The organism is Arthrobacter sp. P4_H3 (assembly GCF_056400885.1).
Genome location: NZ_JBFUKK010000016.1, coordinates 13,837 through 27,280 on the forward strand (window position 1 = coordinate 13,837; position 13,444 = coordinate 27,280).

The window sequence follows — 13,444 nt, forward strand, 5'->3', positions numbered from 1 at the left end:
CGTTTCCGGGGCGGGAACGCTGCTGGTTCTGTTCACCGGCGCGGTGTGGCCGGCCGGCAGGCGGCTCCGGCCGGGCCGCAACCAGTCCGGCCGTAACCTGTCTGGCCGTAACCCGTCTGGACGCAACCAGTCCGGACGGCGCAGACCTGCAGGCACCGCCAGCCGACCGGCGGCCCGGCCTGCTTCGCGCGCGGCTGCCGGGACCGCCTACGGACGCGTTCCCGCGTCAAGATCAGGAGCCTCCCGCGCCCCGGCGGCCAAACGGCCCGCGTCGGCGTCGTCATTTGCCAAGGCCCCCGTGACACGCGTGTCCCGGCCGGCACCCAAGTCCGCCGTGCCCAAGCCGGCCGTGCCCAAGCCGGCCAAGCCATCGCCCAAGTCGCCCGCAAAGGCCACATCACGTCGCTGAGCATGCCATCTGCGCTGGCCCGGCGTGGCTCCCCGCAGGCCAGGCCGGAGGACGGCGATAGCCACTCCGGCCAGCAGCAGGAGCCCGCCGGCCATCTCCGCAGGTGAGGGGACCTCGCCCAGGACCAGCCACGCCGTCGTCATCCCCACCACCGGGACAAGCAACGTAAACGGGACCACTGCCGACGACGGGTAGAGGCCCAGGAGCCAGTTCCAGATTCCGAAGCCCACCAGGGACCCGAGCACAGCCGTGTAGATGGCGCTCAGGATGGTGACCAACTGCAGCCCGGTGAGAGTCCCGCCCACGGCGGCCGGACCGTCGATCAACAGTGACAACCCGAACAGCGGCAGCGGAACCACAGCACCGGACCACACCACGAGGCCCAGGCCGGAGGAGGCCTTGGCCTGCCGGGCGACGATGTTGCCCGCCGCCCAGGACAGCGCGGCCGCAAGCATGATAATCAGGGGAAGAACAGGCGCCACCATGCTGCGGCCGACTGCCACGACGGCAAGGCCCGCCACACCGAGCACGACGCCGGCGAACTGGCGTCCGCTGGGACGTTCACCCAGGATTCCTGCAGCCAGCAGCACCGTTAGCAGCACCTGTGCCTGCAGGACCAGTGAGGCCAGCCCGGCCGGCATACCCAGGGCCATGGCCAGGTAAAGGAGGCCGAATTGTCCGGCACCCATAAACAGGCCGACGCCAAGGATGGCCCGCCAGTTGACGTTGGGCCTGCGGATGAAGAAAATCCACGGAAAGACCACCAGTACAAAGCGCATGGCCACAAATAGCAGCGGCGGCACTTCCGTGCCGTTGGCGTGCAGGCCGAGGTCGATCGCAACGAAATTCGCGCCCCACAGGACGGCCACGAGGACCGCAAGGGCGGAATGGCGAAGGTTCACTCTCCGGCTGCCGGTTCAGTGCTGCAGCGCCACGGTATGCCGGTCAAAGGTTCCGGGGGCGCTCTCCGGGAGCCCCGTCCGCTCCGCTGTCATGCTGGTCGCCGCCCGGGACGGAATCGGTCCGCCGTGTCGTCCCGGGTTCCACGGCGCCCGTCTCCGTGGTGGTGGATTCCGAAGTATGGGGGGCAGCCGTGCGGGGTTCATTCGTGACGGGGGCAGCCGTGCGGGGTTCGTTCGTGACGGGGGCAGCCGTGCGGGGTTCCGCGGCGGCTGGTTCCCCCGCCGGCGGAATGTTGTCCCCGCGTCCGCGGGTGCCCGCTTCCGCACGCGTCTGCGGCGGGACGGGGGCCGCATCGTGCCGGTCTGTGTCGTGCCGGTCTGTGTCGTGGACGTCGGTGTTGTGCCTGTCAGCGGCTTGCCGGTCGGCGGTGACCACGTCCGGGTCAACTTCATCGGCTTCGCGGAGCTGCTCCTGCGACGAGGCCCGCACGCGTTCCGCTTCCTGCTGCTTTTCGCGGGCATCCCGGCGCAGGCGCTCGGCCTCAACCTCTGCCTGCTTGGCATCGGCCTCGGCACGCGCGGCTTTGGCCTCGCGCTCCCGGGCTCCGAGCTCATCGGCCTTGGCTTTTTCACGCATTTCGGCGGCGCGGTTCCTGTCCGCCTCCACCTTGCGCCTGCGGTTGAAGAACAGTACCGCTGCAATAATCGCAACCACCACCACAACGCCGATGATGATGCCCACAAGCTGTCCTGAGTCCACGATGTTCTCCTCTAACCTGGGCCGCCGATGAATATCTCCAGTAAACATCACAAACCCCCTGCTGACCATGAACCGCGGCGGTAAATTGCCGGTGCCTACTTGTGCGCCCGGGGCACCTTGAAGTGCGTCAGCCGGGCGTCCTGGCCGTCCAGTTCAGCCCAGGTCTTTTCAGTTTCCAGCACGGTCAAGCCGCTCGTGGGAAACCGGTTGGCCGCGTCCATGTAGGCATCGTGGTTGGAGTCACGTGAAGCAAGATGCATGGCAAGATCCTGCACGCCGGGCATGTGGGAGATCACCATCAGTGTGGTCACGGTGTCCGGCACGTGGTTAATGACGGTAAGCATCCGAAGTGCCGATGCGCCGTAGAGGCCATCCTCAAGTTTCGGTGTCGGGGCCTTGTCCCCCAGTTCCGCGCACACCCACGTGCACGTCTGCCGGGTCCGCAGCGCACTGGAGCACAGGATGAAATCGGGAACGACTCCGTGTTTGAGCAGCCATTTGCCTGCCAGCGGCGCCTCCCGGTGTCCGCGCTCTTCCAGTGGCCGCTCATGGTCGGGCACGCCTCCGGGCCAATCGGCCTTGGAGTGCCGCATGAGGACCAGCCGCCTGATGTGATGCTCGCTCATGCACCAATCCTAGTGCGGCGGCCTTGCCCCTCAGGTCACGGCCGCCCTGCACACGGTTCAGTCCTCCAGAACGAAGGTCACTTCGAGAACGACGTGCCAGGCAACGACGGCCCCGTTCGCGATTTCGACCTTCTGTTCCTTCACCCATGCGCCCGTAACGCCCCGCAGCGTCTTGTTGGCCCGGTCGATGCCTTCTTTGATGGCATCATCAAACGAGGTTTTCGAGTTCGCGCTCAGGGTTGTAATGCGTGCAACTGACATGGTTCCTCCTGATGGTCGGATGGACGATCAGAGCCTACGCCGCACCACCCCAAGCCAACAGGGCCATAGGACCACAGGACCACACCTAGGCCAACGCCCCCCACCAGCCGCGGAGGCACAACTTCAAGAGCCCACCCCCGCGAAGCACGGTCCCAGCGGGGCAAAGGGCGCTGCAGCGTAGCGGCACATCCCGAAAGCGCCGTTGTTGCGTGAGGAACGAGCGCAGGCGCCGAGGGATCGTGCCGCGAAAGCGAAAGCGCCCGTCCCAACAAGGGGAACGGACGCTTTGCGCGGGGCTAAGACTAGATGGAGTATTCCGGAGCGGCCCAGACCACGACCTCCGGGTGCTCGTAGAACCGGTAGCCTTGGCCGCGGACCGTGCGCACGGTGTTGGCGAGGCGGCCCAGCTTGGAGCGGAGGCGGCGGATGTGGACGTCGATGGTGCGCTCGTTGGGAACCTCTTCGGCGTTGCGCCACAGGCCCTCGAGCAGCTCGTCGCGGCCCACCGTGCGGGTGCCGTTTTCGACGAGGTAGTTGAGGAGCTCGAATTCCTTGAAGGTCAGGTTCAGGGAATCGCCGTCGAGGTGGACTTCGCGGCGGGCCAGGTCGATGAGGACGCCGGACGGCCGGGGATCCTGGGGCTGGGGCAGCCGGGCGGCTTCCGTGCGCTGGCGGGAGTTGACGGTGGGGTCACCGAAGGTGGACCGTACGACGTCGAGCGCGGAACCCGGGGCGCTGGCGGGGGCAACCGCCACGGCAGCGTAGCTCTCCGCACCGGAGACGAGGGACTGTGCGTAAGCGCGGATTTCCTGGGCAAGCTTGGCGATGGAGGTGCCGGCTGCTGCCGCGGTTTCCTCGTCGATGCCCATGTACAGGACAAATCCGCGGGCAACGTTTTCGTTCGCGACGGGGCGGATGGCGCTGCCGTTGGCCGGTGCAATCACGGGGGTGGGCGCCGTCTGCGGGGCTGACTCGGCGGCGGGAACAGCGCGAAGCTGGCCATAAGAGTTCGGGTTGTAGCCCTGCGGCGCATAGCCGGGGGCCGGGAAGCTGTTGCCGGGGGCTGCCGGGGCGAACGCCGGTCGGGCGCCGAATCCCTGGCGTAGGCCGGAAGGCTGGCCGCCCTTGTTGGCGTTTCGGACGGAGATGTGGACGTATCCAGATGCAACTGACATGGAATGCTTACCTCAATGTGAATGGCCGTCATCGCGGCTCGAATGCTGGCTTTCCCCGCAATGAGATCTGGGGAGGGGCGCCCGACGCTGGGCTTGGGGCGAATGCCTAAAAACTTCTCGGGGTAGGAAAGTTAGGCGTGCATTCGACAACAGCGCATGTCTTCGCCAGCGGGTGGGCTGGTCCAGGGTTCTGCGGCTGCAGGTGCTGTTGAGTTCTTGTTCACAATTGAAGTGTGCAACGTAACAATGAAAACTTGCAAGTAACAATGGACCGAATCGTCCGCATCGTGAGACGGAATCCCGCATTGTGGCCCAAATCACGATTCTGAAATGCCAATAAAATAACAGGTGTTTTTCAGAACGATCGATCGGAATTGGTCAGATTCCGAATAATATTCTCCCAAACGGACCCTTAGGTGGCAAAAATTCAGTCAGTATGGAATTGCTGAAATACGAGGTCCGCTTATTGCCGATGTCCAGCCCCCGGTTTTGCTTCACGGAAAAATCTGGCTCAGGGAACCCGCCCGGAACCCCCGCCCGCTCAGTTGGACTGCCCTGTCAGCGTCGTGGCCACGAGCTGAACGGACTCGGCCGGGAACCCGCTGGATTCTTTCACAGCAACGATCCTTACCATGGCGCCCGAGACGATATCGGCAACTGTCAGCTGGCTGGTTGAGGTTCCGCCGGCCTGTTGACGCCTTTGTTGCTGATTGCTCACTGCCGCATCCGAACCCAGCGTATATGTCCGGCTGAACCCGTCCATACTCTTGACGGTCACGGCGTCCGAACTGACCTCGGTGACCGTCCCCTGCTGTTCCACTTTGGTGACGTAAGCGCCGTCCTGCAGGATCACGTATTCGGAGTGCACGGCGGCGGACACCCCACTCCCCATTCCGCCCAGCCCCTCGGGGACGAAGTTTCCGGGTCCACCCTGGGCAGGCATCCCGCCGTCGGCAAATCCGCCCGGCGCACCGCCGCGGGCGCCCGGCAAAGTTTCCTGCAGCGCACCGCCGTCGGCCGTTGCGTCGGCACCGTCCGCCGCCGCGGAGCTGGACGCCAAGGCGTACATTCCGACCCCGGCTCCCCCTACGAGGACAACCGCCGCTCCTGCGGCCACCATCCCCCGCTTCACGGTCCAGGGTTTCGAACGGCCGCCAGGCCCGCTGCCGGGGAAGTGTCCGGCAGACGCCGGGGCGCCCCATCCGCCGGCTGCCGGTCCGGACGAACCCCATTCCGCCGGCAGGGAGCCGGAAGGAGCTGACGACGGCGGTGCGCCCCACCCGGAAGCCTGCCCGGAGCCGGCAGTGCCGGTGACGGGACGGCTGACGGGGGTGCCTGCCGTACCTGGCTGGTTTTCCCCAGTGGGGTCCGGGCTGGTTTCCGGGTTGGTTTCCGGAACCGGCGTGTTCTGGTGGTTGTTCATGGCGTACTCCTCGGGCCTGCGGACGGTGTCCACCCCAGACTCTGAATCGTTCCTGTGCGGGGCCTGTGCACCACACGAGGTGAGCCTGTGACCTTTCTGCGGCCACCTTCAGCGCGGAAACAACCGATTCACGCCATGCCGCCCGGGAAGGGCCGCCGGAGCGTTCAGCTCGCTAGGCTGGGATTCACAGCCGGCCCACAGGATCCCCATAGCGCCGGCTAAACCGCAGATCGGAGAGTTGTCCCATGGCCACTTCGCACTCCATGACTAACAACCTTCCCCAGCTCACCCACCCGGACGGCTCCCCCATCCGCGCCCTGGTGGTTGACGACGAACCCAGCCTCTCCGAGCTCATGAGCATGGGCCTGCGGATGGCAGGCTGGTCCGTTGCCGTCGCCGGTGACGGCCCCGAAGCCGTGAAACTCGCCAAGGAGTTCCGCCCGGACGTCCTGGTGCTGGACGTGATGCTTCCCGGGTTCGACGGCGTTGAGCTGCTCACCAGGATCCGCGCCTTCGCGCCGGAGGTGCCCGCGCTCTTCCTGACGGCAAAAGACGCCGTCCAGGACCGCATCCTCGGCCTGGCGGCCGGCGGCGACGATTACGTCACCAAGCCCTTCAGCATGGAAGAAGTGCTCCTCCGACTGCACCGGCTGGTGCAACGCTCCGGGGTTGCCGCCATGGACACCGCCGAGCTGGTGGTGGGCGACCTCGTCCTCAACATCGACACGCGCGAGGTGACCCGGGCCGGGGAGGAACTGCAGCTCACGGCCACCCAGTTCGAACTCCTCCGCTACCTCATGGAGAACCCCAAACGGGTGGTCAGCAAGGCACAGATCCTGGACCGGGTGTGGGACTACGATTTCGGCGGCCAGGCCAACATCGTGGAACTCTACATTTCCTACCTGCGCAAGAAGGTGGACGCAACGCACCCGCCTATGATCCACACCGTCCGCGGGGCGGGCTATGTCATCAAACCGGCGGATTGAGCGGTGCCCACGCTTGCCGGCGTAATCCGCAAAGAAGGCCGCCGCTGGCTCGATCCCTCAACCTGGCACCTGCGCACCCGGCTGGTGCTCGTGGCCATGGCGTTGCTGGTGGCAATCTGCGGTGCGGTTGGCCTGTTCAGCTACGCGTCCATGGATTCATTCCTGACCAAGCAGCTCGACGATCGCCTGGGCCAGGCCTCTCGGATCTCCAACAACGCTGGCCGGCCTCCGAGCGGCAACCCGACCGGCAGGCCGAATCCGCTGGACGGCCCGGGCCAAGGCATCGGCACGCTGTTTGCCCGTATCAACGGCGAGAACGTCAGCTCCGGATTCCTCGCCAAGGACGCCACCAGGTCATCGTTGTCCTCCGAGGACGACCAGGTCCTGTTGGCCCTCCGACACGACGGAACGCCGGTTGACCGGACCCTGTCCACCGGTTCCTACCGCCTGGTGGCCGTAGAGGCGCCCTACGGGGACGTGATCGTCACGGGACTACCCCTCGATGAAAAGCAGAACACCCTCAACTCACTGGTGTGGACCATGGTGATCGTTTCGATGGGGGGCCTGGTCCTGATCGGCCTGGCCGGAACGGTCCTCATCCGCCGCACCATGAAACCCCTCGAGCAGCTGTCCGAAGTGGCAACGCAGGTTTCGCAACTGCCGCTCGACGCCGGCGAGGTTGCCCTCGCGGTGCGCGTGCCGCCGTCGAACGCGCACCCCGGAACTGAAGTGGGCAGTGTGGGGCACGCCCTCAACCTCATGCTGGACAACGTCTCCAAGGCCCTCGAGGCCCGGCAGCAGAGCGAGACCAAGGTGCGCCAGTTCGTGGCCGACGCCTCCCACGAGCTGCGCACGCCACTTACGGCAATCCGCGGCTACACGGAACTCATGCGGATGACCGAGGACTTCACACCGGACGGCAAGAAATCCCTGGCCAGGGTGCAAAGCCAGTCCGAACGGATGACCACCCTGGTGGAGGACCTCCTGCTGCTGGCCCGGCTGGACGAAGGGCAGCCGCTCAAGATCAGCGACGTGGACCTGACGCAGCTGGTGGTGGAAACCGTCAGCGACGAGAAGGTCATGGCCCCGGACCGCGTCTGGCAGCTCGAGTTGCCCGACGAGCCGGTGGTGGTCCGCGGGGACGCCACGCAGCTGCACCAGGTGCTGGCCAATTTGCTCTCCAACGCGCGCAAGCACACGGACCCCGGAACCACCGTCGTCACCGGCGTGATGCGCTCCGCTGACGGCAGCGCCGTGGTGACCGTGACGGACAACGGCGCCGGGATCCCGCCCGAATTTGTGGACCGGGTCTTTGCCCGCTTTGCCCGGGCGGACGCCGCCCGCACCAGCCCGGCAGGTTCTGCATCGGGTTCAGGCGCCGCGGGGGCGGCCGCCGCTGAGGGGACCAGCGGGCTGGGCCTTTCGATAGTGCAGTCGATCATGGAAGCGCACGGCGGAACCGTCGAAGTCACCTCCCGTCCGGGACGCACGGAGTTCGCGCTGCGCCTCCCCTCCGAACCACCGGCGGCCTAGTACCCGGCGCACGGGAATCACGGCCGGCCGATGCCCGTGCGGACTGGCCGGTCTTTTCTGTGATCAAACGAATTACTGGCAGCTCGGGCGCAAGTCAACGCGCCGCAACCGTGATCCTCGTTACCGAAATGTGACTTAAGGTCCCATCTCCTGTACGGTTTTTAGAGTGCGGCCACCGTTCCGGCCGCATATCCGGATGGACGCCAAACTCTGCCGCTACCCGGATTTCCTCATGATCAGGCAGAGGCGGGGGACCCAGGTCTCCGGGCATTCTGCATCGCCGCCCTCGGGGTGAAGCCGACACGTGAAGTTCCGTGCGGCCGGATGACCTCATCCGAACCCGACAGCTAACTCCGCCGGCATCGAGAGGCAACCATGACTAAATCCACGCCAGAAGTACGTCCAGAGCGCCCTTCACGTAAGACCGCGGTGCCCGCAGAACGCTCACGCCACCGCGCTGAATCAGCCAAGACGACGTCCCCGCTGTCCCGCTTTGCCGCTGGCCTCCACGGCTCCGGCCGCCGCGCCGCAGTGGTGGCGACCGCCTGCGCAGTGTTGGTCGGCGTCGGCGCCGCCGGCCAGGCTTCCGAGCCCGCCGCACCGGCAAGCTCGGCGACGGCCGCAGAAATCGCCGCATCGAGCGCCGACACGAAGTCGAAGCTCGCGTTCGAAAAGATCCTGGTTTCGGCCATGCCGGCTCCGGCTTCTGTCAGCATGTCTGCGCAGTCCACCGAGGAGCGGCCGTCCGAAGAGCAGCCATCCGAAGAGCGGCCCGCGGAAACACCGGCCCCCGCCCCTGCCCCGGCGGCGGCTCCGGAACCCGCTCCCGCTCCCGCGCCGCCTGTCGCCGTGGACGACCCCGCAGCGGCCCAGGCGTATGCCGCCTCGCAGCTCGGCAACTACGGCTGGGCAGCTGACCAGATGCAGTGCCTGACCACGCTGTGGACCAAGGAATCGGATTGGAAGACCACGGCCACGAATGACAGCAGTGGCGCGTACGGCATTGTCCAGTCGCTGCCGGCCGAAAAGATGGCCAGCGCGGGGGGAGACTACCTCACCAATTTCCGCACTCAGATCAACTGGGGCCTGAATTACGTCAAGGAACGCTACGGCTCCCCCTGCGACGCCCTGAACTTCCACTACGCCAACAACTGGTACTAAGCCGGCCCGTACCGGCCGGACCGGTCCGCATCAGCAGATGGCCCCGAATCCACGTGGTTCGGGGCCCTCGGCCGTGTTGCGGGCGTATCGCTTCCCAGCTTCCACAGCAGGCGCACAGCTGTGGCCTAAATCCTTTATATGCGCCAGCCTCATAGTTGAACCATGACGCTCACAGACCAGGCCCCGGGGATCCTGCCGCACACGCAACCGCGGGCGGCCGTCGACGAACGGACCGGAACCGCGGTGCCTCTCCTGGATGCGACCATCCCGGTCTACAACGAGGAACAGGATCTGGAGCAGTCCCTCCGGCGGCTGCACACTTACCTGCGCGGCACGTTCCCGCGCACCTTCCGGATTACTGTGGCGGACAACGCCAGCACCGACGGCACGCTCCGCGTCGCCGAGCGTGTGGCCCGGGAACTCCGCGAGGTCACCGTGGTCCGGCTCCCGGGACAAGGGACGGGGGAACGCGCTTCGCACGGTGTGGCTCGCGTCGCCGTCGCCCGTGCTGGCCTACATGGATGTGAACCTTTCCACCGACCTTGCTGCGCTGGCCCCGTTGATAGCCCCGCTCATCTCCGGGCATTCCGACCTGGCGGTCGGAACCCGGCTATCGCGCAGTTCGCGTGTGGTCCGGGGCCATCGGCGGGCGTTCATCCCCCGTGGCTACAACCTTTTGCTGCACACCCTTCTGGGCGCACATTTCAGCGATGCGCAGTGCGGCTTCAAGGCCATCCGCGCGGATATCGCCCGACAGCTCCTCCCCCACACCGCGGACAATGCCTGGTTCTTCGACACCGAGCTGCTGGTACTCGCCGAAAAATGCGGGCTCCGGGTGCACGAGGTGCCGGTGGACTGGGTAAACGAGTCCGACGCCGGCGTGGATCTTCTCCGGACCGCCCTCGCCGACCTGCGCGGCATGGGCCGCCTCAGCCGCGACCTGGCGACCGGCCGCATACCGGTTCCTGAACTTCGCTCGGCCCTGGACGGCGGCTCCGCGCCGGTGACGTCCGGCTGAACAGCGGTGGAAGGCGCGGCTACCCGTCCCCAAGCCACGTCATGGCTTCGTCAAGGCAGGTGAAATACCGCGTGGGAGCAGCCGGAGAGTTCATGCTGAGAAAGAAATTGGCCATGGCCCGGTCCACCGGGGACGATCCTAGGAGCGCCACCCTCGCCACTGTGCTGGGACGGGCGAAGACGCGCCGTGCACCGCGGCTCATGGACGCCGCGGCAGCCATGTCCACCAGAATCGGATAGCGCCGCCCGCCGCTCAACTCCTTGACCGCCGCCATGACGGCCGTCGCGGCATCCTCGGAGATCGCCAGGCCTTGAATCCATCGCACATGAAGAACACCATCGCGCAGAACAACGGTGCCTCTGGCGCCGTCAATCGAAACTTCGGTCATCCTATCCCCCCAGATAGCGTCAGCACTCTTCACCGACCCTAGCCGACGGGAGCCCGGTTCGGACGTCAGAACCGGAAGGAAATCGTCCGTACACCGGCCTCGTCCACTGCCGTGGTCATGGAGACCCCGGTGTAGTCCTCGATGTGCAGGACGCCGTCCGGCAGCTGACCGGTGTTGGGCCCGATGGCCACGGTCCTGATCCCGGCGGCAAGTCCGGCCGCGATGCCTGCGGGCGCGTCCTCAAAGACCACGGCGTTGGCCGGGTCCACCCCGAGAAGTTCGGCAGCCCGGAGGTAGCCCTCGGGATGGGGCTTGCCCCGCGTGACAAGATCAGCCGTGACGGCAGTGGCAGGCATGGCGAGACCAGCGGCGCCCATCCGGATATCGGCCAGGAGCCGGTCGGCCGACGTCACCAGTGCCACGGCATCCGCCGGCAGCCTGCGCAACAGATCAGCGGCTCCGGGCAAGGCGACAATGCCCTCGGTCCGGACGCGTTCCATTGCGCCGAGTTCCGCAGTGAGCGCGGCGACGTCGGCTCCCGCCGGGGCAAACCGGCGCACCGTGTCCCCGGCCTGGACGCCGTGCGAGGTCCGGAGGATCTCGGCGAGGTCCAGGCCGTAGCGGGCAGCAAATTCGCCCCACACCTGCTCCACAATGGCCGTGGAATCAACCAGGGTGCCGTCCATGTCGAACAGCACGGCCCGTGCGGTCAAGGTTGTCGCGGACCGTGTGGCGGAGACGGGGGTTGCGGCGTCGGCAGGAAAGCTCATGCTTCCATCCTGCCCCACGCCGGGCGGCGCGGGTTTTTGTGACTTAGCCGTTCGGGCGTTGAGGGAGGTACTGGACCGCCCACTTGTTGCCGTCAGGATCGGCAAAATGGACGAAATGGCCCCAGTCCTGGACGTCGATGTCGCTGACCTCAACTCCGTTGTCCTTGAGGTGCTTGTGCGCGGCCTGGATGTCGCTGACCACGACCTGCAGGCTCGGGGCGGTGCCGGGAGGAGCGTCACTGAGACCCTCGCCGATAGCGATCGAACAGGCCGATCCGGGCGGGGTCAGCTGGACGAAACGGATGCCGTCCATGGGCCGCTCGTCGAAGTCGGCGTTGAAGCCCACCTTGTTGACGTAAAAATCCTTGGCACGGTCCACGTCGGACACAGGGACAAACACCAGTTCAAGTTTCCAGTCCATGGGGCACAGGCTATCCGGGGCCGCCGGAAACCGGAAGGGGGCAATCGCTTCGCACCGGCTTAGCCGGCGCCCCTGTTAGCCAGCGATGCTGTCAGCCAGGGGTGCTGTTAGCCGGCGATGCCATAGAGGCGGTCGCCAGCGTCGCCGAGTCCGGGCACGATGTAGGACTTCTCGTTGAGCTTCTCGTCAATGGATGCCAGGACGATGGTCACGTTGGCGTCCGAGAGTTCTTCTTCCAGCTTGGCCAGGCCCTCGGGTGCCGCCAGCAGGCAGATGCACGTGACGTCCGAGGCGCCGCGCTTGAAGAGGAACTTGATGGCTTCGCGCAGTGTGCCGCCGGTTGCCAGCATGGGATCCAGGACAAAGATCTGCCGATCCGTCAGGTCCTCGGGGAGGCGCTCCGCGTAGGTAATGATGTCCAGCGTTTCCTCGTCACGGGCCATTCCCAGGAACCCGACCTCGGCTGTGGGCACCAGTTTGGTCATGCCTTCGAGCATGCCCAGGCCGGCGCGGAGGATGGGAACCACCAGCGGGGTGGGCTTGGTGAACGCGGTGCCGATGGTGGTGCTGACCGGAGTCTCGATGGTGACCGGCTCGGTGCGGACGTCCCGCGTGGCCTCATAGGCTAGGAGCGTGACGAGTTCCTCGGTGAGCTGCCGGAAGACCGGGGAGGGAGTGTTTTTGTCCCGCAGAACGGTGAGCTTGTGGGCGACCAGCGGGTGGTCCACGACGAGTGTGCGCATGGGTCAAAACTATCACTCGGCGGTGGTGTCCCCGCCCCGCGATCCGCCGGCTTCCTGACGCGGGCCCGCGCCGCCGCCACCGGGTTTTCCGCCGTGGGTGCCATGGTGCACGTCCGGCTCCTCCCGGAGTAACGGGTGGTCGAACGTCGGAGCCGGTCCTGCGTGCTCGCGGTGCCGTATGACGTGGAAGAGCCGGTGTGCCAGGATCACGATTCCCACCCAGGCGAGGCCAAGGAGCCACCCGGCGATGACATCCGTCAGCCAGTGATGGCCGAGGAACACCCTGCTCAGGCCCATCGCGATGATGAAGATCGCACCGGCCGTGATCATGGACACCCGGGCAACGGTCCGCTGGATCTGCAGGCAAGCCAGATATACCACCAGCCCTATCACTACGGTGGTGTTGAGCGTGTGCCCGCTGGGGAACGACGGCGAATCTTCGTAAGGCGGAACGGCATCCGTGTGGTCCGGGCGGGTGCGGCCAAACAGCTTCTTGCCAAAAGTGGTCGCGGTGACCGAAGCAGCCGCAGCGCCACCCACCAGGATGAGGGGCCGCCAGGTACGCCCTGCCCACGTAAGCCAGGCCGTCAGGATGCTGCCGACGATCGGCATGCCGACCCCGCCGCCGATGTTCGTGAAGGCAGTGACGGCGGAGTTGAGCCAGGGGCTCCGGAGGCCCTCCGACAGCGCCAGCGCAGGCTTGTCCAGATTGGCGAGGCCCGCTTCGTCCACCACGTCGTCGTAGACTTCGGCACCCATAAACGCCAGCGTGACGACGATTGCACCGCCAACCAGCATGGTGATCCAGAGAGCAGCGTAGGGAACAACCCACCGTCCCCATCGGTCGGTGATGCGGTCAGTCAAAGTC

General features: G+C 66.2%; 15 protein-coding genes and 1 riboswitch. Of the genes, 4 read left to right on the top strand and 11 right to left on the bottom strand.

Going from position 1 to position 13,444, the window contains the following annotated elements:
* Positions 1 to 207 precede the first annotated feature (207 nt).
* The 6 genes from AC1DRE_RS18510 to AC1DRE_RS18535 form a co-directional block, all read right to left on the bottom strand.
* Positions 208 to 1,311 carry an EamA family transporter gene (locus AC1DRE_RS18510; RefSeq protein WP_476985982.1) on the bottom strand — a complete coding sequence of 368 codons (1,104 nt, stop codon included), beginning with the start codon at positions 1,309 to 1,311 and terminating at the stop codon, positions 208 to 210.
* Positions 1,312 to 1,354: 43 nt separating this feature from the next.
* Complete coding sequence (locus AC1DRE_RS18515; protein WP_476985983.1) at positions 1,355 to 2,071, bottom strand: hypothetical protein; 717 nt, start codon at positions 2,069 to 2,071, stop codon at positions 1,355 to 1,357.
* Positions 2,072 to 2,166: 95 nt separating this feature from the next.
* Positions 2,167 to 2,697, bottom strand: a complete 531-nt coding sequence (locus AC1DRE_RS18520) for a SixA phosphatase family protein (protein WP_476985984.1) — start codon at positions 2,695 to 2,697, stop codon at positions 2,167 to 2,169.
* A 57-nt stretch (positions 2,698 to 2,754) separates the two neighbouring features.
* A complete protein-coding gene (locus tag AC1DRE_RS18525; RefSeq protein ID WP_476985985.1) occupies positions 2,755 to 2,958 on the bottom strand; it encodes a dodecin family protein in 204 nt (67 codons plus the stop codon).
* Positions 2,959 to 3,260: 302 nt separating this feature from the next.
* On the bottom strand, positions 3,261 to 4,133 hold the full coding sequence (locus tag AC1DRE_RS18530) for a winged helix-turn-helix domain-containing protein (protein ID WP_476985986.1): 873 nt from the start codon (positions 4,131 to 4,133) through the stop codon (positions 3,261 to 3,263).
* Between the two features lie 541 nt (positions 4,134 to 4,674).
* Positions 4,675 to 5,556 carry a hypothetical protein gene (locus AC1DRE_RS18535; protein ID WP_476985987.1) on the bottom strand — a complete coding sequence of 294 codons (882 nt, stop codon included), beginning with the start codon at positions 5,554 to 5,556 and terminating at the stop codon, positions 4,675 to 4,677.
* 245 nt (positions 5,557 to 5,801) lie between these two features.
* On the opposite strand from AC1DRE_RS18535, the gene AC1DRE_RS18540 reads away from it, so the two are divergent.
* From AC1DRE_RS18540 to AC1DRE_RS18555, 4 genes are all read left to right on the top strand, one after another.
* Positions 5,802 to 6,542: a response regulator transcription factor gene (locus AC1DRE_RS18540; RefSeq protein ID WP_028271072.1), complete on the top strand. Its 741-nt coding sequence runs from the start codon at positions 5,802 to 5,804 to the stop codon at positions 6,540 to 6,542.
* 3 nt (positions 6,543 to 6,545) lie between these two features.
* A complete protein-coding gene (locus AC1DRE_RS18545; RefSeq protein ID WP_476985988.1) occupies positions 6,546 to 8,075 on the top strand; it encodes a HAMP domain-containing sensor histidine kinase in 1,530 nt (509 codons plus the stop codon).
* A 201-nt stretch (positions 8,076 to 8,276) separates the two neighbouring features.
* Positions 8,277 to 8,451, top strand: a riboswitch (cyclic di-AMP (ydaO/yuaA leader).
* Positions 8,451 to 9,236 carry an aggregation-promoting factor C-terminal-like domain-containing protein gene (locus AC1DRE_RS18550; protein WP_476985989.1) on the top strand — a complete coding sequence of 262 codons (786 nt, stop codon included), beginning with the start codon at positions 8,451 to 8,453 and terminating at the stop codon, positions 9,234 to 9,236. It overlaps the preceding riboswitch by 1 nt.
* A 162-nt stretch (positions 9,237 to 9,398) precedes the next feature.
* Complete coding sequence (locus AC1DRE_RS18555) at positions 9,399 to 10,205, top strand: glycosyltransferase (RefSeq protein WP_476985990.1); 807 nt, start codon at positions 9,399 to 9,401, stop codon at positions 10,203 to 10,205.
* A 68-nt stretch (positions 10,206 to 10,273) separates the two neighbouring features.
* On the opposite strand, the gene AC1DRE_RS18560 is transcribed toward AC1DRE_RS18555, so the two are convergent.
* The 5 genes from AC1DRE_RS18560 to AC1DRE_RS18580 all read right to left on the bottom strand — a co-directional run bounded on the left by AC1DRE_RS18560 (position 10,274) and on the right by AC1DRE_RS18580 (position 13,374).
* Positions 10,274 to 10,642: a DUF7793 family protein gene (locus tag AC1DRE_RS18560; protein ID WP_476985991.1), complete on the bottom strand. Its 369-nt coding sequence runs from the start codon at positions 10,640 to 10,642 to the stop codon at positions 10,274 to 10,276.
* A 65-nt stretch (positions 10,643 to 10,707) separates the two neighbouring features.
* Positions 10,708 to 11,412, bottom strand: coding sequence for an HAD-IA family hydrolase (locus AC1DRE_RS18565; protein WP_476985992.1), 705 nt, complete (start codon positions 11,410 to 11,412; stop codon positions 10,708 to 10,710).
* Between the two features lie 43 nt (positions 11,413 to 11,455).
* Positions 11,456 to 11,833 carry a glyoxalase superfamily protein gene (locus tag AC1DRE_RS18570; protein ID WP_104173984.1) on the bottom strand — a complete coding sequence of 126 codons (378 nt, stop codon included), beginning with the start codon at positions 11,831 to 11,833 and terminating at the stop codon, positions 11,456 to 11,458.
* Between the two features lie 107 nt (positions 11,834 to 11,940).
* Positions 11,941 to 12,576, bottom strand: a complete 636-nt coding sequence (gene upp / locus AC1DRE_RS18575; protein ID WP_043478170.1) for a uracil phosphoribosyltransferase — start codon at positions 12,574 to 12,576, stop codon at positions 11,941 to 11,943.
* Positions 12,577 to 12,588: 12 nt separating this feature from the next.
* Complete coding sequence (locus AC1DRE_RS18580; RefSeq protein ID WP_476986071.1) at positions 12,589 to 13,374, bottom strand: phosphatase PAP2 family protein; 786 nt, start codon at positions 13,372 to 13,374, stop codon at positions 12,589 to 12,591.
* Between the last annotated feature and the right edge of the window lie 70 nt (positions 13,375 to 13,444).